This window comes from Actinoplanes sp. CA-252034 (assembly GCF_050956125.1).
GTDB lineage: Bacteria > Actinomycetota > Actinomycetes > Mycobacteriales > Micromonosporaceae > Actinoplanes.
Map to the genome: position 1 here is coordinate 6,208,635 of NZ_CP191846.1, position 20,159 is coordinate 6,228,793.

A 20,159-nucleotide genomic window follows, 5' to 3' on the forward strand; every position below is an offset into this window, starting at 1 on the left:
GCCGGGCTAACACCAGGCCGAAGCCGGGCCAACGCGAGGCCGGAGCCGGGCAATCGGGCAGACCGACAACCCGGTGAGCGCAGCACGTCAGGCGGCGGCACCGCGCAGCACCGCGTCGACCAGGGCCTCGGCGAAGCGCTCCTCCGGCACCGAGGAGGTCAGGCGCAGCATCGACTGCATCATGCCCGGCGCGGAGAGCATCAGCTGGGTCAGCTCGACGTCGAGGTCGGCGCGCAGCTCGCCGGTGGCGATGCCGCGCCGCAGCACCTGCCGGGTCACCTCGCGGCGGGGCTCGACGAAGTCGTGATACATCCGGGCGAGCTCGGTGTCCCGGTAGAGGTCGGGCAGCAGGCAGGCGGTGACCTTGCTGTAGCGCTGGGCGCGCGGCGTCCGGTTGGCCTTGATCAGGGCGATCAGGTCGTCGCGCACCGACTCGCCGGCCGGCTCGGGCAGTGGCCCCTTCATCGACCGGACCGCGTCGATGAGCAGCGCCTCCTTGTTGGGCCAGCGGCGGTAGATCGTCGCCTTGCCGACGCCGGCCTTGGCGGCGACCGCCTCGATCGAGATCGCCGCCGCGCTCTGCCCGTCACTCAGCAACCCCAGCACCGCGTCGAGGATGGTCTCGTCGGCCTGGGCGTTGCGCGGCCGGCCAGGAGCCTTGCGCTCCTGGCCGGCCGCCGTGCTGCTGCTCATGTCGTTCATTGTCACCGCTGGGTTTACGCGTCGGCCAGTTCCCGGCCCGGTTCCTGTGCGGCGGCGGGCGCCGGGTCGCCCGCGGGCCGCTTGCCGGGGAGCCACAGCACTGCCACCAGGGCTCCGAGCAGGGCGAATACGGTGGAGCCGACGGCCGCGTAGTGCATCGCCGTGACGAACGCCGCATTCGCGCCGTCGAGCAGGGCGGTCGCGGCGGGGCCGGCCTGTCCGGCGACGGCGTAGGCGCCGGCGATCGACTCGCGGGCCATGTCGGCGGCGGCGTCCGGGAGGCCGGAGGGCGGGGTCAGGTGGCTGCGGTAGACCGAGGAGACGACCGCGCCGAGGACGGCCACGCCGAGCGCCCCGCCGAGTTGACGGATGGTGTTGCTGACGGCCGAGCCGACGCCCGCCTTCTCGCGGGGCAGGGTCGCCATGATCGCCTCGGTGGCCGGCGGCATCACGTTGGCCATGCCCACGCCCTGGATGAAGAACGCGAACCCGACCAGCGCGATCGGCGTGTCCACGTCGATGAACAGCCAGAGGCCGAGTGCGGCCGAGACCAGCAGCAGGCCGACGGTGCTGACCGCCTTCGGGCCGAACCGCTTCACCATCGTGGAGCTGGCGGGGGCGAAGATGATCTGGCCGAGCGCGAACGGGACGAACAGCGCGCCGGAGGCGAGTGGCCCGTACCCGCGCACCATCTGCAGGTAGAAGGCGCCGAAGAACATCGAGCCCATCGCGGCGAAGAAGACCAGGCCGATGATGCCGGTGGAGGCGGAGAACTGCCGGTTGGCGAAGAGCCGCACGTCCAGCGACGGGAACTCGATGCGCCGCTCGTAGATCACGAACCCGGCCAGGACCAGCAGGCCGGCGGTGAGGGTGGTCCAGGCCGCGGTCTCGCCGAAGCCGTCCTCGCCGCCCTTGATCACACCGTAGGTGAGCAGGGTCAGGCCGATGATCGACAGCAGCACGCCGAGCACGTCGATGCGGCCCGGCTTCGGGTCACGCGACTCCGGGACGAGCACCGCCACCAGCGTCACGCCGGCGATCACGATCGGGACGTTGATCAGGAAGACCGAGCCCCACCAGAAGTGCTCGAGCAGGAGGCCGCCGAGCACCGGCCCGATCGCGACGGCCAGGCCGACCGCGCCCGCCCAGACGCCGATGGCTCGCGGCCGCTCTCTCGGGTCGAAGACGTTCGCGATGATCGACAGGGTGGCCGGCATGACGGCCGCCGCTCCCAGGCCCATCAGGGCGCGGGCCGCGATCAGTTGGTCCGGCGAGGTCGCGTAGGCCGAGATCAGCGAGGCGATGCCGAAGACGGCGAGGCCGGTGATGAGGCTGAGCCGGCGGCCGAGGCGGTCGGCCAGGATGCCGGCGGTGAAGAGCAGACCCGCGAAGACCAGGGTGTACGAGTTGATCGCCCACTCGAGCTCACTCTGGGTGGCGCCGAGCCCGCGGTCGGGGTCGGCGATGGTGCTCATCGCGACGTTGAGCACCGTGTTGTCGAGCACGACCACCAGCAGACTGATGACGAGCACGCTGAGGATCGCCCAGCGCCGGGGATGCCCGGTCTGGGGTTGAACGTGGGTGTCCATGTGCGGGTGCCCCCGAAACCTTTTTGAAACGGAACCGTTCCGTATCAAAAAGCAACCTAGTCCCGGCCACCCCAATAACGGAACGCCATCGTATCGAAAGTGTCGCCGGTCACGTCCGGGAATACGCGCCACCGGTCGTGACGTCCTCGCGGACATGGCAGCGGTCGTGGTCATCGGGGCGGGACAGTCGGGCCTCTCGGCGGGACATCACCTCAAGAGACGTGGCTTCACCAGCGCGCTCACCGATCCGGACGGTCCACGGAGCTTCGTGCTCCTGGATGCCGGCGCGACGCCCGGCGGGGCGTGGAGCCACCGGTGGGAGTCACTGCGGATGGCGACCGTCAACGGGATCTTCGACCTGCCCGGCTTCCCGAAGCCACCGCTCGACCCGGCCGAGCCCAGCCGGACGGCGGTGCCACGGTACTTCGCCGATTTCGAGCGGGCGACCGGTCTGCCTGTTGCGCGACCGGTGCACGTGTCGGCCGTACGCCGAAATGATCTTGATTTCGCCGTGGAGACCGACCGTGGGCCCTGGACCGCCCGGGCGATCATCAACGCGACCGGGACCTGGGACAACCCGGTACGCCCGCACTATCCGGGCCGGGAGACGTTCGCCGGGATCCAGGTGCACACCCGCGACTACGTGTCGGCGGAGCAGTTCGCGGGCCGCCGGGTCGCCGTCGTCGGTGGCGGCATCTCGGCCCTGCAACTGTTGGAGGAGATCTCCCGGGTCGCGACCACCCGCTGGTACACCAGGCGCGAGCCGGTCTTCCGGACCGACGGGTTCGAGCCGGAGGTGGCCGGGCGCGAGACGATCGCCCGAGTCGTCGCGGACGTCGAGGCCGGGCGGCCCACCGGCAGCGTCGTCTCCTACACGGGCCTGGCCTGGACCCCCTACGCGCTGGCGGCCCGGGAGCGTGGCGCGCTGCGGCGGCGGCCGATGTTCACGGCGATCGAGCCGTACGGCGTACGCGAGGCCGACGGCACCTTCACCTCGGTCGACGCGATCCTGTGGGCGACCGGGTTCAAGGCGTCACTGGCCCACCTCGACCCGCTCGGCCTGCGCAACGAGCTCGGCGGCATCCGGATGGCCGGCACCGCGGTGGTGGCTGAGCCCCGGGTGCACCTGATCGGCTTCGGCCCCTCGCAGTCGACCGTCGGGGCCAACCGCGCCGGGCGGGAGGCGGTGAACGCCGTGGTCACGCAGCTGGACGCGGCCCACGCCTGATCACCGGTGCGCCGGAAAACCTCAGATCGCGATCGCCCGGCCGATCAGAGCCCACATGGCCGACAAGCAGATGATCAAGCCCGATGACCGGGACGCCGTCCTCGCCGCCCTGCTGGCGAAAACGCCCGAGGGTTTCATCGCGGCCCTCGGGTACAACGGCATGATCGTCGCGATGCCGCCGGAGGCGCCGACCGCCGGTCTGCGCCCGATCGAGGGCGCGGCGTCCATGCTCAACCTGATCGTCACCGACGACCACCGGCTGGTCATCGACACCTGGACCCAGACGATCGACCAGGGCGCGGCCAGCTGCGGGGTCCGCCTGATCGCCGCCCCGGAACGTCCGGCCCGGATGCACATGGTCGACGTGACCCACCGGTACGGCGTGCACCTCTGCATCGTCAGCGGCTCCGGGCTGTCGGCGGACATCACCCTGCGCCCGGAGGTCGTCCGGCCGCGCCTGGTCACGATGGTCAAGACCCCGACGTCGGTGGTCACCGAGGTCGGCCCGGAGATCGACCCGCTGCTCGGCTGGACCCCCGGCGAGCTGATCGGCCAGCGCACCCTCGAGCTCGTCCACCCCGACGACCAGCAACGGGCCATCGACAGCTGGGTCGACATGCTGGGCACCCCACCGGGCTCGGCGCGCCGGGTGCGGCTGCGCCACGTGCACCGCGACGGGCACACCGTGTGGTTCGAGGTGACCAACCACAACCACCTCACCGACCCGGTCAACCCCCGCGTGGTCGCCGAGATGCTGGACATCTCCGACGAGATGGCGGCGCAGGAGGCAGTGCGGGCGGCCGAGCAGCTGATGCGCCGGCTCACCGAGACGATCCCGCTGGCCATTCTGCAGGCGGGCCAGGACGGCCGGATCACCTTCCTCAACGAACAGGCCGCCGGGCAGGTGAGGGCCCAGATCGGCGGCGACCTCACCGGGGCGCTGCTGGACCTCACCGAGCCGGTCGACCGGCCGCTGGTCGGCACGGCCCTGGCCGAAGTGCTGACCGGCAAGGACACCGATGTGGAGTACGGGCACCGCGAGCCGGGCGCCGGCAACCGCCGGATCCGCGCGAACCTGCGGGCGCTGACCGACGACGCCGGGGCGGTGACCGGGGCGATCGTCTGCCTGGCCGACGTCACCGAGGAGGTGGAGTTGCGCGATCGGCTGTGGCGTCAGGCCACCTTCGACGCCCTGACCGGCTGCCACAACCGCGCCGCGACGATGTCCGCGCTGGAGGACGCGCTGCGCTCCTCCGGCCCGCACGCCGGCACCGCGGTGATCTTCCTCGACCTCAACTCCTTCAAGCCCATCAACGACCGGTACGGCCACGCCGCCGGCGACCGGCTGCTGAGTCAGGTGGCGACCAGTCTGCGCAGCGCGGTCCCGGCCGGCGGCATCGTGGGCCGCATCGGCGGCGACGAGTTCGTGGCGGTCTGCCGGGACGTGGCCGGCCGCGAGCACGCCGACCGGATCGGAGCCGACCTGCTGGCGGCACTGAGCGCGGCCCGCGTGCACACCGCCGGGGCGACCCTGGTCCCGCAGGCCAGCCTGGGGGTCGCGTGGTCACCGTACGGCGAGGGCGACCCGGACGAGCTGATGGCCCACGCGGACGCCGCCATGTACGCCGTCAAGCGCGCCCGGGGCGGCTCATCGCCCGTCGCTCTCGTCTGACGCCGGCGGTGCGGTGGCGGTGGTCAGCACGTCCAGCAGCCCGGTGATCTCCAGGGTCCGCCGGGTGATGCCGACCGGGTTGGCCACCACGAACGAGGTGCCGAGGCGCTGGGCACGGTCCCGGGCCCGCATCAGGGCGTGGATGCCCGAGGAGTCGCAGAACAGCAGCCCCTCGGCGTCGACGACCAGCCGCCGTGGCCGGGGCCGGGTGAGCGCCGCGGCCACCGAGTCGTCGAGGACCGCCGTGGTCGCCATGTCGAGATCCCCGGTCAGCACCAGGCGGGTCGCGTCGTCGTCGTGACGGGTGGTGATCCTCATGACGGCTCCGTACGGCTGGTGCCGGCCTCGGTCACTCCGTCCCCGGGCGACGACAGCAGCTCGGCACGCACCCGCTTGCCGCCCTGATGGGACTCCACATACCACCGCACCGTCAGCGACTCGACGATCCTCAGGCCGAGGCCGCCGGTGCCGTCCGGGTCACGCGGCCGGGGCACCACGGACGAGCCGTCGGCGACCGAGACGATCACCTGCCGCCCGTACGCCTCCACGTCCACCACGATCTGCCCGCCGCCGTGCCGTACCGCGTTGCCGACCAGTTCACTGACCACGACCGCCGCGTCGTCCAGCCAGGCCCGATCGCGCAGTCCCCACCCGCCGAGCACCGCCGTCACCGCGGTTCGCGCCCAACCCGGAGCCGCCGCGTCCAGCGGTAGGTCGAAATGAGCCGTCACGCTGCTCATCGCGTCCGCCACCCCTCCCGTCGCGTCGCATCGTCCATGTCTCAGTCTGTTCCCACTCGACCAAAACGACATGCAAATCGACGCAACTTTAGCGACGGGGGCGCACGGCTCAGCCGGGCGGGGCCCGCATCGGCGTGACGCTCCGCGCGCGGGCCACGGTGACCGGATCGGCGGCCATGGCCCGCCCGGTCGTCGCCGCCCGGTCGTGGCCGGGCTGGTCGTCCAGATGGTCGGGACCCGCGCCCGGACCCCGGTCCGGCAGGTCCACGCCCGCCCCGGAATCGTCGGCGGATATTCGGTGGCGCGGCCGGGTGGGCGGCCGCCACCATGCGCGAGGCGATCACGCACGACGCCGACGGGCAGGACGGATGGGTGACGGTATGGGTGGGCTGACCGGGTTCGCGGTCTCGCACTGGGGTGACGATCCGTGGGCGCGCGGCTCGTGGAGCCTGATCGGCCGGGACGGCTCTCCCCGGGACCGGATCGCCCTCGGCACACCGGTGGCTGACCGGCTGCGGATCGCCGGTGAGGCCACCCACCCGACCAGAGCCGGGATGACGCACGGCGCCTATGAGGAGGGCGTCGCGGCGGCGGCCTGGGCCGCCGCGGCCGGGCACACGCGGATCGCGGTGGTCGGCGCCGGCATGGCCGGGCTGGGCGCCGCCCGCGCGCTCACCGGCCAGGGCGCCGGCGTGGTGATCTGGGAGGCCCGTGACCGCATCGGCGGCCGCACCGCCCCGGCCGAGATCGACGGCGCGGTCTTCGACCTGGGCGCCAACTGGCTCCAGCAGTTCGACGACAACGTCCTGGCCAGCCTGGCCGAGAAGCTGAGCCTGCGCCTGGTCGCCACCGACTTCAACGACCCCCTCGTCCTCGACGGCCCGCACTCCCCCGCGAGGCCGGGCACACCCTCCAGCTCCGCCCACCGCCCCCGTCGGCGTGAGCCGGCGCAGAGCCGGGCCGCCGCATCGATCGAGGCCGAACTGCGCCGGCGGCTGGAGTCCGCGGCCGCCGGCGAGTCGGTGGCCGACGTTCTCGAGGCGTGGCGGCGCGCTCCCGGAGCCTGGGACATGGACGCGGTACGCCGGTTCGTGGACGCCGAGATCGTCATGGACTCCGGCGCGCCCCTGTCGTGGCTGAGCGCCCGCCACGGTTTCGAGCCCGGCGTGGGCGAGGGCGACCGGTGGATCGTCGGCGGTTACCGGCTGTTGACCGACCACCTCGCCGAAGGGCTCGATGTGCGGTTGCGGCATCCGGTCGGCCGGATCGTGGTCGACGCGGCCGGGGTGACGCTGTCCGGCGACGCCGGTTCGCTACGGGTGGACGCGGTGATCGTCACGGTTCCGCTGGGTGTGCTGGCCGCCGGCGACATCCGGTTCGAGCCGCCCCTGCCCGAGCCGCACCGCGCCGCCCTGTCGCGGCTGGGCACGGGCCGCGTGGAGAAGGTCGTGCTCCGGTTCGCCGAGCGGTTCTGGCCCTCTCATCCGGCGGGCTACCACCGGGTGCACGGCCCCGGCGAGAACTGCGTCAGCGAGTGGCTGGACGCGACCGAGGCCGACGGTGTGCCGACGCTGGTCGGTCTCTTCGCCGGCCCCTGGCTGGACGATCTGTGGTCCGGCACGGACGAGCGGATCGCCACCCGCACCGCGACGGTGATCGAGCGCGCCGCGGCCACTCGGCCGGACCACTGAGCGGGCCGATCACCGATCGAGCCGCCACCACCCGGCCTCGCGGGCGCCCCGGTCAGGGCAGCAGCTTGGACAGGTCGGGCTTGGCGGTGAGCAGGCCGTCGGTGACGGCCAGGCCGGCGAGGGTGTCGACCGAGGCCTTGTTGATCTCGGCGGGCCACTTCGGGAGGACCAGCGCGGCCCGCACCTCCGGCGTGATCTTGGTGTAGGCGGCGAGGACGTTGCGGACCTCGTCGGGGTGGGAGTCGGCGTACGCCAGGGACTTCTTCATCGCCGTGGTGAAGCGGGCGACCAGGTCGGGGTCGCTGCCGAGCAGCTGCTGCGAGGTGAAGTACATGGCGACGGTGAGGTCGGGCGCCACGTCGACGTAGCTGGAGGCGATACGGCGGGCGCCCGCCGCGACCGCCGCCTGCTGGAACGGCTCCACCACGAAGATCGCGTCGACACTGCCGGACTCCAGCGCCGGAACCTGGTCGGGGAAGGCCAGCTCGGTGAACTTCACGGCCGCCGCGTCCCCGCCGTCCTTGCGGACCGACTCGCGCACACTCGTCTCGACGATGTTCTTCAGGGTGTTCGCGGCGACCGTACGCCCGGCCAGGTCCTTGGGGGTCTTGATCGGGCTGTCGGCCTTGACGAAGAGGCCGCCGAAGTCCTGTCCGTCGGCGCCGGTGGAGTTGGTGCCGTTGGACACCACCTTGACCGGCAGGTCCTTGGCCGCGCCGAGCAGCAGCGAGACGGTGTTGCTGAACCCGAACTGGTACTCCCCGTTGAGCACGGCCGGCACGATCGCGGCGCCGCCCTGCGCGGTGGTCAGGGTCAGGTCGATCTTCTGCTCGGTGAAGAACCCCTTCTCCTTGCCGAGGTAGATCGGCGCGACGTCGACGATCGCGATGACACCGGCGTTGACCTTGTCGACTTCGGTGCCGGACGGTTCGGGGTCGTCGCTGCAACCGGCGGCCAGCAGCGTCGCCGTGGTGAGGACCGCCAGCAGGCGTGATCGTCGCATGGACACGGAACCTAGACGGGACATTCGCTTCCGTCAATCAGTCTCAGGTCGGCCGTACCCCTGCCGAAAAGATCCGCCAAGGGCGTGGGGAGGTGGCGGGGGCGTGTCGTACATGAGTGGTGGCCGGCGTGGCGACGCCGCGACCCGCTGGATCCGGGGCGCCCTGGCCCTGGTCTATCTGGCGCTCGCCGTGACCGACTTCCTCATCCTGACCGGTTCGGCCCGGACCGTGATGACCGTGCTGGCCAGCGTGACCGCCCTGTTCATGGGCGCCGCCGCGATGGTCCGGCGGCCCGGCCGGCGCGGAGAATACCTGGCGTTCCTGCCGGTCATCGACAGTGTCGCGCAGCTCGCCGTCACCGGCCGTTTGCAGTACAGCACCACCCTGATGCTGACGTTGCTCGGCATCGGCGCCGCCGTCTCGTCACGGCGGATCCTCGCGGCGACGACGCTCGTCGGTGTCGGCGGCTGGATGCTGACCGTGGCCGCACAGGATGCGCTGCGCGGGCCGGACACCGCCTACTACTGCGTGCAGGTGGTGTTCGCCGCGATGCTCGGCGGGCTCCTGAACGAGGCGCTGCGCCGGCGGCAACGGGCGCTCAAACGGGCGCACGAGAAGGCGACGACGGTGGCCGAGCGGTTCGAGCGGCTGTTCAACGCATCGCCGACCGGCGTGGCGATCGCCGACGAGACCGGGCGGGTCGTGGCGGCCAACCCGGCCATCTGCACGCTGGCCGGGGAGGTCCTCGGCGCGGACGTCGGGCCCCTCCTCACCGAGGGCGAGCAGCGGCTCGAACGGCCGGACGGCTCCGTGCGGTGGGCGTACGCCACGGTCGCCACCAGTGTGGTCGGCGGCCGGCCGTGGACGCTGCTGCAGATGCAGGACATCACCGACCGCCACCTGGCGGAGGAGGAGGCCCGCGACTCGCACAAGCTGCTGGCCGCGGTCGCGACGGCCGCACGCCGGATCCGAACCGGCGAGGACGCCCGCACCACGATCATCGCCGCGATCCGTGACCTGGCCGCCGCCGACAACGTGTCGCTGCTGGAGGCGCCGGCCGGCGCCGGTGGCCGTGCCGCGCCGGGACCGGCCCGCGAGGTGGTGGTGACCGACGCGGACGGCGCTGACGTGATCGGCACCCGGGTCCCGCTGAACGGCACATCGATGATCGCCCGGGTGTGGGCGAGCGGCGAGCCGGTCTTCCTGGCCGATCCGGCGTCCGACCCGCGGGTGTCGGCGGCGCTGCTGAAGATGGTCGACGGCCGGTCGATGCTGTGGCAGCCGGTGATCGTCGACGGGGCGGTGACGGCGGTGCTGGCGGTCGGCTGGCGGCAGCGGGTGGAGTCGGTGAGCGACTACCGTACGCGTGCGGTCGCCCTGCTCGCCGACGAGACGGCGCTGGCGCTGGAGCACGAGCGGCTGCTGCGCCGGCTCGAGCGGATGGCGTTCACCGACACGCTGACCGCGCTGCCGAACCGCCGTGCCTGGCAGGAGTCGATGGACCGGATGGTCGCCGACGCCGAGGAGTCCGGCGAGCCGCTGACGGTGGCGATCGCCGACCTGGACCATTTCAAGCGCTACAACGACACGTACGGCCACGCCGCCGGCGACGAGCTGCTGCAGCGGGCGGCCGCGGCCTTCATGGCCGGCATGCGCGACGAGGACTCCCTGGCCCGCTGGGGTGGCGAGGAGTTCATGTTCGCCCTGCCGGAGACGGGGACCGCCGACGCGGTGACCGTGCTGGACCGGATGCGCGCCGCGATGCCGGACGCGCAGACCGTCAGCATCGGCGTGGCCACCTGGGACGGTCACGAGACGATCGCCCAGCTGCTGCAGCGCGCCGACGACGCCCTCTACCGCGCGAAACACGACGGCCGCGACCGGGTACGCACCGCACCCTACGAGGCGAGGGCGGTCAGCACCCCCGCGGCGTGATCGGGCGTCCGATGTGGTCGTCGAGGCGACGATCGGCGCAACGGCCGAACTCGGCGCCCCGGTGGGATTGACGACTTTTCCGCAGTCGTGTGATGTGGACCTCAAGCGAGGCTCGCCGACTGATCGGATGGACGTGGTCCGTGGACGAGAACGACCTGATATTCGAGTTGGAATCGCTCGTTGACGACAGGGCGCGGCCCGCTCGGGAGAGGGTCGACGTCTCCGGTGTGGGCAGTCTCGCCGCCGCCGAGCGGCGAATACGCGAGGCCTTCCGGGACTCGTCGCTACCGGCCGTGACCGTCATGGTGGCCGGCCGACCGGTCGGTGTGGTGACCCGCCGGTCCCTCCGGGCCGCCGAGGGCACCGCGGGTGAGGTGGGAGCCGGCGAGCACCTGGACCCGCTGGGCGACTCCGCCCGGTACCGCCTGCTCGTCTTCACCTGCCGATCGTGCGACGTGACCGCCCACCGCGTGCACTACGACCCTCGTGACCTTCCGCGGTGTGCTCACGGACGGATGGAGCTGCGGCGTTGAGCCTCGACATGCTCGCCAACCCACCCGAGGTACTGACCTCGCCCAGATTCTTCCGCACCGCCTACCTGCCCACCTGTGCCGGTGCTCTCTTCCTGATCGCTCTGGTCTGGGCGGGCGCCCCGTTGCACGCGGTCCACTTCGACGACGCCTGGGCGACGGCCGAGAGCCTCGGCGTCCTCGAGGCGGTGCTCATAGCGTTGGCCGTCGTCCTGGTGGCGGTGGTCGTGCAGCCGTTGCAGACCCTTCTGGTACGAATCCTCGAAGGCGAGTTCCCACACCGGCTCGGCGCCTCGTGGTGGCGGCGCCGGCAACTCGGACGGCGCAAGCGGATGGCCGACCGGGTGACCGTCGCCGTCGCGGCGGCTGTCGAGGCTGCCGGGAGCCCGCAGGAGCAGGCCCGGGTCAATGAGGCCGGGCTGGCGTCGGCACGCCTGCGGGCACGGTATCCGGCGGAGCACGCCGTACGGGCCACGCGGCTGGGCAACGTGCTGGCCGCGACCGCGGACACCGCCGGGCAGGAGCACGGCCTCGACCCGATCGTGATCTGGCCACACCTGTATCCGTTGCTCGGCGACAACATCCGCGCTGTGGTCGACGACCTGCGTGACGCTCTCGACGGCGCGGTCCGGCTGTGCGTGGTCATGGCGCTGACCGCGATCGGCGCGGCCGGACTGCTGGCCTGGCGGTCCGGTTGGTGGACGCTGCTGGCGGTGGGTCCCCTGGTGATCTCGGTGCTGAGCTACGCCGGGGCGGTGCGGGCCGCGATCGCGTACGGCGCCGGGATGCGCGCCGGGATGAACCTCCATCGTTTCGACCTGCGTACCGCGCTGCACCTTCCGCTGCCGCACGACCAGACCACGGAACGCGCCGCCAACGAGGAGCTCTGCGACCTGCTGCGGCAGGGCGTGCCGTTGCGTACGGCCTATCAGCACCCGTCGCCTCCCGGGCAGGAGAATCCATGATCGAATCGGCGGACGACGACTCTGCGCGGCGGTTCGTGCTCCCGTACAGCCGGATCGTCGAGCAGGAGGGCCTCAAGCGGGCGCTGGAGATCGCCTACGTCTCCCCCTCGGTGGGCGGAGCTCTGGCCACCGGCCGCCGGGGCACCGCCAAGTCCACCACCGTCCGCGCGTTCGCCCGGATGGTCTTCGGCGACCTGCCCGTCACACTGCCGCTCGGCGCCACCGACGACCGGATCGTCGGCGGCTGGAACGTGGACGAGCTGATGAAGGGCACCCCCCGGTGGATGCCGGGCCTGATCGAGGAGGCCGGGGGCAAGGGCCGCACCGGGATCCTCTACATCGACGAGATCAACCTGCTGGAGGACCACCTCGTCAACATCATCCTGGACGCCGCGGCGACCGGGATCCTCACCGTCCAGCGTGACGGGGTGTCCCGGCATGACGTGCCGGTCCGCTTCAACCTCGTCGGCACGATGAATCCCGAGGAGGGCGGACTGCGGCCACAGTTGCTGGACCGGTTCGGCATGGTCGTCTGGGTGGACTCGGTGGAGGCGGCGAGCAGGCGGGCGGAGATCCTGACCACCGTCCTGGAGTTCGAGCGGCTGCTCGACGGACCACCGGGTGCGCTGGCCTCGGCCTACGACGAGGATCGGGAACGACACCGCCGGCTCGACCGCGCCCGCGACCGGGTGGCCGACGTCATGGTGCCGGAGCAGGCGGCGACGGCGGCCGGCACGATGGCCGCCGAGTTCCGGCTGGAGGGTCATCGCGGTGAACTGGCCCTGCTGCGCGCGGCACGCGCGATCGCCGCCCTCGCCGGCGCCGACGAGGTCCGGGCGGAGCACCTGGCCCAGGCCGCGCCGCTGACGCTGGTGCACCGTCGCGACACGAGCGAGAGCGGTACGCTGCGCCGCTGGACGGCCGACGACGACGCGATCGTGACGAGGGTCCTGCGTGCTCACGACTGACACGGTCGCCGACCGGATCGCGGCCACGCTCGCCTGTGCCGCGTTCGATCATCGAGTCGGCGGCACGCTCTTCCTCAACCTCCGCCCCGGGCTCCTCGCCGGTCTCGCCGCCTGGCTCGCCGCCGCGCTCGGCGACGGCGACGGCACGCCCCGGATCGTCACACTCAGCGCCGGTGACAGCGATGACAACCTGTGGTGGCAGGTCAGCCCGCAGGGGAACCCGGGTGCCGGATTCGCCCCGGCGCCCGGTGAGCTCCAGGAGTCACCGGGTTCGGCCCTCATCGCGCTGATCCCCGACCTGGCCCGCGCGAACCTCGCCGTCACCCGGGCGGCGACCGTGCTCGCCGGGGCGGAGTGGGCCGTCGCGGACCGGCACGGGCTCCATGCCGGCTGGCAGCCGCGCGGTCGATGGCTGGCCGCCTGCCGCAGCCGCGACGTGGAGCGGTTGTCACCGCACCTGCTGGATCGTTTTCCGGTACGGGTGGACGCAACGGGTTTCGGCATGCCGGGCCGTCCCGAGGATCTGTTGGCCGCCCTGGACCGCGACGTGCCGGACGGACTTCCGGCCGGCATGCCCACGCCGTACCGCCCGTCCGGTGCTCCTCCGGCGATGACGACACGGGCCGCTGAGGCCGTCACCGGCCTGGTCGGTGACGTCACCGCGCCGCACCGCCGAGACCTCGCGCTGGCTCGGGTGGCCCGTGCCGTCGCCGCCGCCGAGGCGGCCGTCACGACGGAACCACCGCATGTCCGCCGCGCCGCCGAGATCCTCGGGATCCGCCGGCCCGAGCCCGCGCCTGCTGACGAGCGCGGCTCGCCCTCCGCAGCGCCCGGCGAGCCGCAGCCGGCCGGGACCGCCCCGCTCACCCTGCCGGTGACGACCGGCGACGATCCGGCGGCACAACCGACGGTCGTCACCGACGAGGACGTCGTCGTCGGTGACGCGGCCGTACGGCCGCGTTCGACCAGTGTCCTGCCGGCGGCGAGCGGCCCGGAGCGGAATCCGGCCCGGTGGCCGTATCCCGAGGACCGGCCGAGTGCCATGCCGGACTTCGCCAGTCTGCGGCCGCTGCAGCCGCGAGGCCTGGGCCGGCGGTCGCTGCGCGGCCCGATCATCGGGAGCATGGCGTCCCGCAGGCCGGTCGACATCGCCCACCTCGCGACCGTGCTGCGGGCCGCGACGTTCCGCCTGGTCCGTCACGGGCCGGGCGGGCGCCTGCGGATCCACCCCTCGGACCTCCGGTCGCATCGGCGGCAGCCGCAGACCGACGCGGTCCTCGTGCTGCTCATCGATCACACCAGCCGACGGGCCTGGGATGTCACGGGCGCCCTCACCCCCTACCTCGGCTGGGCCTACACCCGGCGGGCGGCGGTCAGCCTCATCGAGATCGGGCATCGCAACGCGACGTCGGAGCTGCGGGCCGAACGGCATCGGCCGGCCGGGGTCCTCGACCCGCTACTCGGTGCGGCCCTCAGCCGTGAGCCGGGCAGGGCCACACCGCTGGCCCACGGCCTCGACCTCGCGGTGCAGGAGATCCGGCTGAGGCTGCGCAACCTGCCGATCCGTAACGGCGAGGCATGGTTCGTGGTGGTCTCCGACGGGCGCGGCAACGTGCCGCTGGAGGACAGCCAGCGCAACATCACGCCCACGTCGGTCAGCCGCGAGGGGATCGACGACGCGCTGGCGGCCGCCGCCGGCGTCGCCGGGCTGCGCCCGGTTCGTGCGGTGGTTCTCGCGCCGCCCGAGCTCAGTCATCATCGTGACCTGCCGTTTGCGCTGGCGGATGCGATGGCGGGCATCGTCGCCGGACCGGAGGACGAGCCGTGACCGACAATCCCGTGGTCAACCGGCTGAAGAACATGCCCTCGCCGGGCCGCCTGGCGCCGGTCGCCGCCGAGCGCACGGGCCACGGCCGCGTCCAGGCGCCGGCGGAGGAGCCCATCGGCATCCCGGTTCCGGCCGCGCGGCCCGATCTGAGCCGACGGCTACCGGACGACGTCGCCCTGCTCAAGGTCATCGCCACCGAGGACGCCCACGGACGTCCCCGATTCCGGCTGGAGGGCTACTTCCGCGGCCGCGTGTGGACCGGCGACGAGGCCGACGAGGCCGGGCACGTCAAACCCCGGATGGCCATCGACGACGCGCTGCGCGCACGGCCGGGCGAGGTCGGATCCGACGCGGCGCTGACGGCGGCCGTCGAGTACTACGAGTTCATCATGGCCTGGTCGAGCACGAAGCACTCGCTGCGCTCCTGGCTGACCCGCCTGCAGGACGCCGCCGGCAGCAGCCTGCGGCTGGTCATCTGGGACGATACCGACGCGGGCATTCCGTGGGAGCTGTACCGCATCACCGGCGACGGCCCACCCGTCTGGCTGGGTGCCGCCTTCCAGGTGACACGGTGGACCACCATCCACGACACCGGTCGTCACGCCCAGTTCAGTGCTTCGGCCGAGCCGCGGCAGTCCGGCGCGGAGATCATCTGCTACGAGGACCAGGCCCTCGTCAGAGAGACCGGGCTCAGCATCCGGTCGGTCGCCGCCTGCAGCGTCATGGACACCCTGGTGGGTCTGCTGCGGATGCTCGAGTCGGAGGCGCGGCACTTCGGGCTGGTCTACGTCCGGGCCCACGGCCGGCACGGCGACACGCTGCACAGCGCCACGCTCGACGGGATCTCGCTGGCCAAGTTCGAGACCCTGCAACTACGGGCGGTACGCGCCTCCGGCTCGCTGGTGCTGTTGAACGCGTGCAACTCGGCCCGGCCCGTCTTCGACCCGGCCCTGGGCGACCACGCCAACCGCAACTTCGCCGAGATCTTCCTCCGGCATCGGGCCCGTGCCGTCGTGGCCACCATCGGCGAGGTGCCGACCAGCACGTCAGCCGCCCTGGCGAGGAGCCTGATCGCCCAGGCCCGCTCCCGCGGCGTACGGCTTCCCGAGTTCCTCCGCGACCGGCGCGCCCGGGCGGCCCGTGACCTGCCCGCGGACACCCTCGACCTGGAACCGGGTGAGCAGGAGGCCATCCAGGACTTCCTGTACGCCTCCCGGTACGTCTACTTCGGGCACCCCGACACCGTCTTCATGCTGGAGGAGCCGACGTGATCCCGGGCCGGACGGTCGGCGTCCAGCCGGTGGTCAGCTGGCACACCGACGAGCGGTCACCGCACTGCCGGATCATCTCGGTCGACCTGCGGCTCGCCGACCCGACGACGCAGTGGCCGTACGAGGAGGAGGAGTTCCTGGTCGGCTGCATGCTCGACGGACGGCCCCGGTGCACCGTCCGGGCACTGGACAGCGCCGGAGTGATCCTGCACCGATTCGGCGGCACCTACGGACCCGCCTGGTTCCGGGTGGAACCCGCCGACGCCGCCGCCGACCTGGCCGGAGCGACCCTGTGGCTGACGCTGACCACCGCGGGTGGGATCCCGTTCCACACCGCCGCTCTGCTCTTCGACGGTGGCGGACCGGGCGTCGCGGAACCGGTCGCCACCGTCCGCCACCGGATGACGGCGGTGACCGTCCGGCACGTGCCGGAGGACGCCGCCTGGGCCGAGTGGATCACCGGTCTGCTGGTCGCCGCGGGTCTGCCGGTACACGACACGGACGGCACTGTCCTCACCGTGATCTCGCATGCGAACGCGGGTGACTCGAGTGGCGCTCCGGCGCCGGGGCCGCCGTCCCCGGCCGTCTACGTCGACTACGTCCCCCCGCTACCGGCCCATCCGGTCGCGTCGTCGGCGTTCATCAGCGGCCAGTCCGTGGAACTCGCGACGGAACGGATCCTGGGCCTGTTCGGGCGCTCGGGCGCCGACGTGGATCCGAGGGCGATCGGAGCGCGTTTCCCGGGCCGCCCGCCGGCCGTGTTCAACGTGCTGAACCGCAACACCCGTTTCACCGGACGCCAGGAGGAGCTGCGCCACCTGCGATCCCTGCTGCGCGGATCGGCCGCCCCCGCCCCGGTCGCGATCCTCGGCATGGGCGGCATCGGCAAGACCCAGATCGCTCTGGAGTACGCCCACCGGTTCCGCAACGCCTACGACGTGGTGTGGTGGATCGACGCCGAGCAGACGCAATCCATCGCCACCACCCTGGCCGACCTGGGCCGGGCGCTCGACCTGCCGGCGCCGCAGTCCGGCGTCCTCGATGCGGCCAGGTTCGCGATCGGCACCCTGGAGCAGGGCACTCCGTACCCCCGCTGGCTGATCGTCTTCGACACCGCCGAGGACGTGGAGGGCATCGAGCCGTTCCTGCCGCGGGGGCCCGGCCACGTGCTCATCACCTCCCGCAACCGGGAGTGGGGTGAACGGGCACAGCAGATGCTGATCGACGTCTTCCGCCGGCACGAGACCATCGCCCACCTGACACAGCGGGTGAACGGCATCCACGTCGACCAGGCGGACCGGATCGCCGGGGCGCTCGGTGACCTGCCGATCGCGGTCGCCGCCACCGGCGCGTGGCTGGCCGAGACCGGCGAGCAGGTCGACGAGTACCTGCGGCGCATCGAGCGGGAGGGCCCGGACCACACCGTCGACCAGGTGTGGAACCTGTCTCTCGAGCTCCTGCAGCAGCGGTCGCCCGCGGCGTACCGGCTGTTGCAGCTCTGCTCGTTGCTGGCCCCGGAGATCTCCCTCGACCTGGTGATGAGCGACGAGCTGGCCGAGGTCCTGGGCAGGTACGACCCGGAGGTGCAGGAACGGCTCTACCGCCAGTCCCTGGTGCAGCACATCAACCGGCTGGCGCTGCTCAAACTCGACCAGGCTCGCCATCAGATCCAGCTGCACCGGCTGTTGCAGCACGTGGTCCGTGGCCGGATGGATGATCAGGAGCTGCGGCAGGCCCGGCACGAGATCCACCTGGTGCTGGCCCGGATGCGGCCACGGTATGAGATCGACGACTCCCGCTCCTGGCCCCGGTTCCGGATGCTGTGGCCTCATCTGGAGGCTTCCGGCGCGGCCGAGTGCGACGACGAGCGTGTCCGCCAGCTGATGATCGAGCGGGTCCGTTACCTCTGGTACCTCGGCAGCCTGGAGGAGGGCCGCCGGCACGGCGAGCGGATCGACCGGAGCTGGACCGAGATCCTCGACCGTGTCGACGAGCCGGCAGAGGCGGCTTCGCTGCGCCGCCAGATCCTGAACCTGCGTTTCAACGTCGCGAACATCATCCGGGACATGGCCGGCTTCGAGGAGGCCTACGCCCTGAACAGGCAGGTGCTCGCCGAACAGATCACACTGCTCGGGCCCGCTCACCCGCACACCCTGATGACGGCGGGTGGCCTGGCCGCCGATCTGCGGGCGCTGGGCCGCTACCACGAGGCGCAGAAACGGGACGAGCTGACCTATGCGGCGTGGATGGATCACTTCGGCGAGGACTCGTCCCGGACGCTGGCCGCCCTGAACAACCTGGCCACCACCTACCGGCTGGCCGGCGACTTCCGGCAGGCGCGGGCCCGTGACGAGGAGCTCTACGGTCGCAACCAGACGATCAACGGCGAGGATCATCCGCGTACGCTCGGCACCGGCACCAACCTGGGCCGCGACCTGCGCGAGGCCGGTGAGTACCAGACCTCCGCCGAGTTGCTGGAGGAGATCGCCCGGCGGTATGCGCGGGTTTTCGGGCCGTCCTCGCAGCGCACACTCACCGCCAGGGTGAACTGGGCCGTCTCCCTGGGTGCTCTGGGGCGCCAGGAACAGTCCGCCACCCTTCTGGAGGAGGCGTACGAGCGGCTCTCCGAGATGGCCGGCCCGCTCCACCCGGAGACTCTCACATGCCGGCTCAGCCGCGCCTGCAGCCTGCTGGCGTCCGGCCGGGCGGCAACCGCCGTCACCGAGTTGGAGGCGGTGCGGCAGGCGTACGGGTCCGACCTGGGCGCCCGCCACCCGTACACCCTGGTCTGCATCGTCGACCTGGCAGCCGCGCACCGTGCGGCCGGTGACCCGGACCGGGGCCTGGCGCTGGCCCGGGACGCGGCCCAGGAACTGGCCGTGGTCCTCGGCACATCGCATCCGTACACGCTGGCGGCACAGGCGAACGTGGCGGTTCTACGGGCCGAGGCCGGCGATCCTCGGGCCGCCGCGGCGTTCGTCGAGCCGGTCCTCCGGGCCCACGAGGCGGTACTCGGCCCGCATCACCCGGACACGCTGCGATGCGCGGCGAACCGGGCGCTGATGCGCCGGGCCGCGGGCGAGCCGACCCTCGGGGACGGCGATGCCGTCGACCGGCTGGCCACAGCCCTCGGCCGGACCCATCCGGCGGTGACGGCCCTGCGCCGAGGCGAATACGTGGCCCGGATGCTCGATCCACACCCGTACTAGGAGAGCAGCGCGGTCAGCACCCCCGCGGCGTAGAGCAGGGCGAAGAAGATCGGCAGCACCTGTTCGACGCCGGAGAGGGCGGCGGTGCGCAGCAGGGTGTCGCGGCGCTGCCCGCTGTCCCATTCGGCGCGCCAGAACGGTGAGGCCGGCAACCGTTCCTCGAACTGCCCGATGACGCGGTATTTGACCCGGTTCAGGGCTCGGTAGGCGCGCAGCAGCCAGAACCACGCCCCGCACTGGAGCATCAGCGCCGCGAACGGCAGGGCCAGCCAGGTGACGGCGGCGCCGGGACGGGTGGTCCAGAAGACGCCTATCACGGTGAAGACGGCGGTGTTGAGGGTGAGGAAGAAGGTGTTGGCCAGGGCACGGCGGGCACTGAGCCGGTCGGCCATCTCGACGTAGATCTTGTACTGCTCCAGGATCGCCGCCTGGTACTTCTCGCCCGGCCCGTCGTATGCGGATCGCTCCACGGCCGCCGTCCACAGGGGTTGCTCCTGCTCGGTCATGTCCATCATGGTCGCCGGTTCACGCCACGCTCACCATCCGTGGAGCAGCGGGTGACTTTAGGTCGAGCGCTGTCTATGCTCTAGGAACCGCTCGTCCCGATCGGGCGAGCTTCCCTGCCCACCACCGGTCACCGGGAGACAAGCGCCGTGGAAGAACCCACATCACGTCCGATGACCGCGCCCGTTCCGCTGGATCGCGGTGCGGCGCGGGACGTCTCGAGGATCGTCAATCGGATCATGCGGTCGGCCGCTCCGGCAGACCGGGTGGCGGCACGGGAGCGGCCTTCTGACGTCTCCGCGTTCCAGTCGGCCATCTGAGCG

At 72.1% G+C, this 20,159-nt stretch carries 17 protein-coding genes; 10 read left to right on the forward strand and 7 right to left on the reverse strand.

Annotation, left to right across the window (positions count from 1 at the left end):
* Positions 1-87: 87 nt before the first annotated feature.
* Together ACQPZW_RS28610 and ACQPZW_RS28615 are read right to left on the reverse strand one after the other, a co-directional pair.
* Entirely contained in the window at positions 88-693 is a 606-nt protein-coding gene (locus ACQPZW_RS28610; RefSeq protein WP_433789120.1) for a TetR/AcrR family transcriptional regulator, read from the reverse strand.
* A gap of 23 nt (positions 694-716) precedes the next feature.
* Positions 717-2,291, reverse strand: coding sequence for a DHA2 family efflux MFS transporter permease subunit (locus ACQPZW_RS28615; protein ID WP_433789121.1), 1,575 nt, complete (start codon positions 2,289-2,291; stop codon positions 717-719).
* Between the two features lie 154 nt (positions 2,292-2,445).
* Between ACQPZW_RS28615 and ACQPZW_RS28620 the strand changes: the two genes are divergently transcribed.
* A complete protein-coding gene (locus ACQPZW_RS28620; protein ID WP_433789122.1) occupies positions 2,446-3,519 on the forward strand; it encodes a flavin-containing monooxygenase in 1,074 nt (357 codons plus the stop codon).
* Positions 3,520-3,574: 55 nt separating this feature from the next.
* Positions 3,575-5,191, forward strand: coding sequence for a diguanylate cyclase domain-containing protein (locus tag ACQPZW_RS28625; RefSeq protein WP_433789123.1), 1,617 nt, complete (start codon positions 3,575-3,577; stop codon positions 5,189-5,191).
* Here the strand turns inward: ACQPZW_RS28625 and ACQPZW_RS28630 are convergent.
* From ACQPZW_RS28630 to ACQPZW_RS28640, 3 genes are all read right to left on the reverse strand, one after another.
* Positions 5,168-5,509: an STAS domain-containing protein gene (locus tag ACQPZW_RS28630; RefSeq protein WP_433789124.1), complete on the reverse strand. Its 342-nt coding sequence runs from the start codon at positions 5,507-5,509 to the stop codon at positions 5,168-5,170. The two genes, ACQPZW_RS28625 and ACQPZW_RS28630, sit on opposite strands and share 24 nt — an antisense overlap.
* Positions 5,506-5,931, reverse strand: a complete 426-nt coding sequence (locus ACQPZW_RS28635; protein WP_433789125.1) for an ATP-binding protein — start codon at positions 5,929-5,931, stop codon at positions 5,506-5,508. Before ACQPZW_RS28635 ends, ACQPZW_RS28630 begins: the two co-directional genes overlap by 4 nt.
* 109 nt (positions 5,932-6,040) lie before the next feature.
* Complete coding sequence (locus ACQPZW_RS28640; RefSeq protein ID WP_433789126.1) at positions 6,041-6,199, reverse strand: hypothetical protein; 159 nt, start codon at positions 6,197-6,199, stop codon at positions 6,041-6,043.
* Positions 6,200-6,299: 100 nt separating this feature from the next.
* Here ACQPZW_RS28640 and ACQPZW_RS28645 point away from each other — a divergent pair, with 100 nt between their 5' ends.
* Positions 6,300-7,622, forward strand: coding sequence for an FAD-dependent oxidoreductase (locus ACQPZW_RS28645; protein ID WP_433789127.1), 1,323 nt, complete (start codon positions 6,300-6,302; stop codon positions 7,620-7,622).
* A gap of 52 nt (positions 7,623-7,674) precedes the next feature.
* On the opposite strand, the gene ACQPZW_RS28650 is transcribed toward ACQPZW_RS28645, so the two are convergent.
* Entirely contained in the window at positions 7,675-8,625 is a 951-nt protein-coding gene (locus tag ACQPZW_RS28650) for an ABC transporter substrate-binding protein (RefSeq protein WP_433789128.1), read from the reverse strand.
* 388 nt (positions 8,626-9,013) lie between these two features.
* Between ACQPZW_RS28650 and ACQPZW_RS28655 the strand changes: the two genes are divergently transcribed.
* From ACQPZW_RS28655 to fxsT, 7 genes are all read left to right on the forward strand, one after another.
* On the forward strand, positions 9,014-10,561 hold the full coding sequence (locus tag ACQPZW_RS28655) for a diguanylate cyclase (protein ID WP_433789129.1): 1,548 nt from the start codon (positions 9,014-9,016) through the stop codon (positions 10,559-10,561).
* Between the two features lie 167 nt (positions 10,562-10,728).
* A complete protein-coding gene (locus ACQPZW_RS28660) occupies positions 10,729-11,094 on the forward strand; it encodes a hypothetical protein (protein ID WP_433789130.1) in 366 nt (121 codons plus the stop codon).
* Positions 11,091-12,056: a hypothetical protein gene (locus ACQPZW_RS28665; RefSeq protein WP_433789131.1), complete on the forward strand. Its 966-nt coding sequence runs from the start codon at positions 11,091-11,093 to the stop codon at positions 12,054-12,056. The genes ACQPZW_RS28660 and ACQPZW_RS28665 overlap by 4 nt, the downstream gene beginning before the upstream one ends.
* A complete protein-coding gene (locus ACQPZW_RS28670) occupies positions 12,053-13,024 on the forward strand; it encodes an AAA family ATPase (protein ID WP_433789132.1) in 972 nt (323 codons plus the stop codon). Before ACQPZW_RS28665 ends, ACQPZW_RS28670 begins: the two co-directional genes overlap by 4 nt.
* Positions 13,011-14,852, forward strand: coding sequence for a hypothetical protein (locus ACQPZW_RS28675; protein ID WP_433789133.1), 1,842 nt, complete (start codon positions 13,011-13,013; stop codon positions 14,850-14,852). The genes ACQPZW_RS28670 and ACQPZW_RS28675 overlap by 14 nt, the downstream gene beginning before the upstream one ends.
* Entirely contained in the window at positions 14,849-16,123 is a 1,275-nt protein-coding gene (locus ACQPZW_RS28680; protein WP_433789134.1) for a hypothetical protein, read from the forward strand. The genes ACQPZW_RS28675 and ACQPZW_RS28680 overlap by 4 nt, the downstream gene beginning before the upstream one ends.
* Positions 16,120-19,332 carry an FxSxx-COOH system tetratricopeptide repeat protein gene (gene fxsT / locus ACQPZW_RS28685; protein ID WP_433789135.1) on the forward strand — a complete coding sequence of 1,071 codons (3,213 nt, stop codon included), beginning with the start codon at positions 16,120-16,122 and terminating at the stop codon, positions 19,330-19,332. Before ACQPZW_RS28680 ends, fxsT begins: the two co-directional genes overlap by 4 nt.
* On the opposite strand, the gene ACQPZW_RS28690 is transcribed toward fxsT, so the two are convergent.
* On the reverse strand, positions 19,329-19,838 hold the full coding sequence (locus ACQPZW_RS28690; RefSeq protein ID WP_433789136.1) for a RipA family octameric membrane protein: 510 nt from the start codon (positions 19,836-19,838) through the stop codon (positions 19,329-19,331). The two genes, fxsT and ACQPZW_RS28690, sit on opposite strands and share 4 nt — an antisense overlap.
* Positions 19,839-20,159: the final 321 nt, after the last annotated feature.

Excerpts from the sequence above, each read along its gene's own strand:
- ACQPZW_RS28610 (WP_433789120.1), bottom strand. The coding sequence starts at position 693 with ATGAGCAGCAGCACGGCGGCCGGCCAGGAGCGCAAGGCTCCTGGCCGG.
- ACQPZW_RS28615 (WP_433789121.1), bottom strand. The coding sequence starts at position 2,291 with ATGGACACCCACGTTCAACCCCAGACCGGGCATCCCCGGCGCTGGGCG.
- ACQPZW_RS28620 (WP_433789122.1), top strand. The coding sequence starts at position 2,446 with ATGGCAGCGGTCGTGGTCATCGGGGCGGGACAGTCGGGCCTCTCGGCG.
- ACQPZW_RS28625 (WP_433789123.1), top strand. The coding sequence starts at position 3,575 with ATGGCCGACAAGCAGATGATCAAGCCCGATGACCGGGACGCCGTCCTC.
- ACQPZW_RS28630 (WP_433789124.1), bottom strand. The coding sequence starts at position 5,509 with ATGAGGATCACCACCCGTCACGACGACGACGCGACCCGCCTGGTGCTG.
- ACQPZW_RS28635 (WP_433789125.1), bottom strand. The coding sequence starts at position 5,931 with ATGAGCAGCGTGACGGCTCATTTCGACCTACCGCTGGACGCGGCGGCT.
- ACQPZW_RS28645 (WP_433789127.1), top strand. The coding sequence starts at position 6,300 with ATGGGTGACGGTATGGGTGGGCTGACCGGGTTCGCGGTCTCGCACTGG.
- ACQPZW_RS28650 (WP_433789128.1), bottom strand. The coding sequence starts at position 8,625 with ATGCGACGATCACGCCTGCTGGCGGTCCTCACCACGGCGACGCTGCTG.
- ACQPZW_RS28655 (WP_433789129.1), top strand. The coding sequence starts at position 9,014 with ATGCTGACGTTGCTCGGCATCGGCGCCGCCGTCTCGTCACGGCGGATC.
- ACQPZW_RS28670 (WP_433789132.1), top strand. The coding sequence starts at position 12,053 with ATGATCGAATCGGCGGACGACGACTCTGCGCGGCGGTTCGTGCTCCCG.
- ACQPZW_RS28690 (WP_433789136.1), bottom strand. The coding sequence starts at position 19,838 with ATGACCGAGCAGGAGCAACCCCTGTGGACGGCGGCCGTGGAGCGATCC.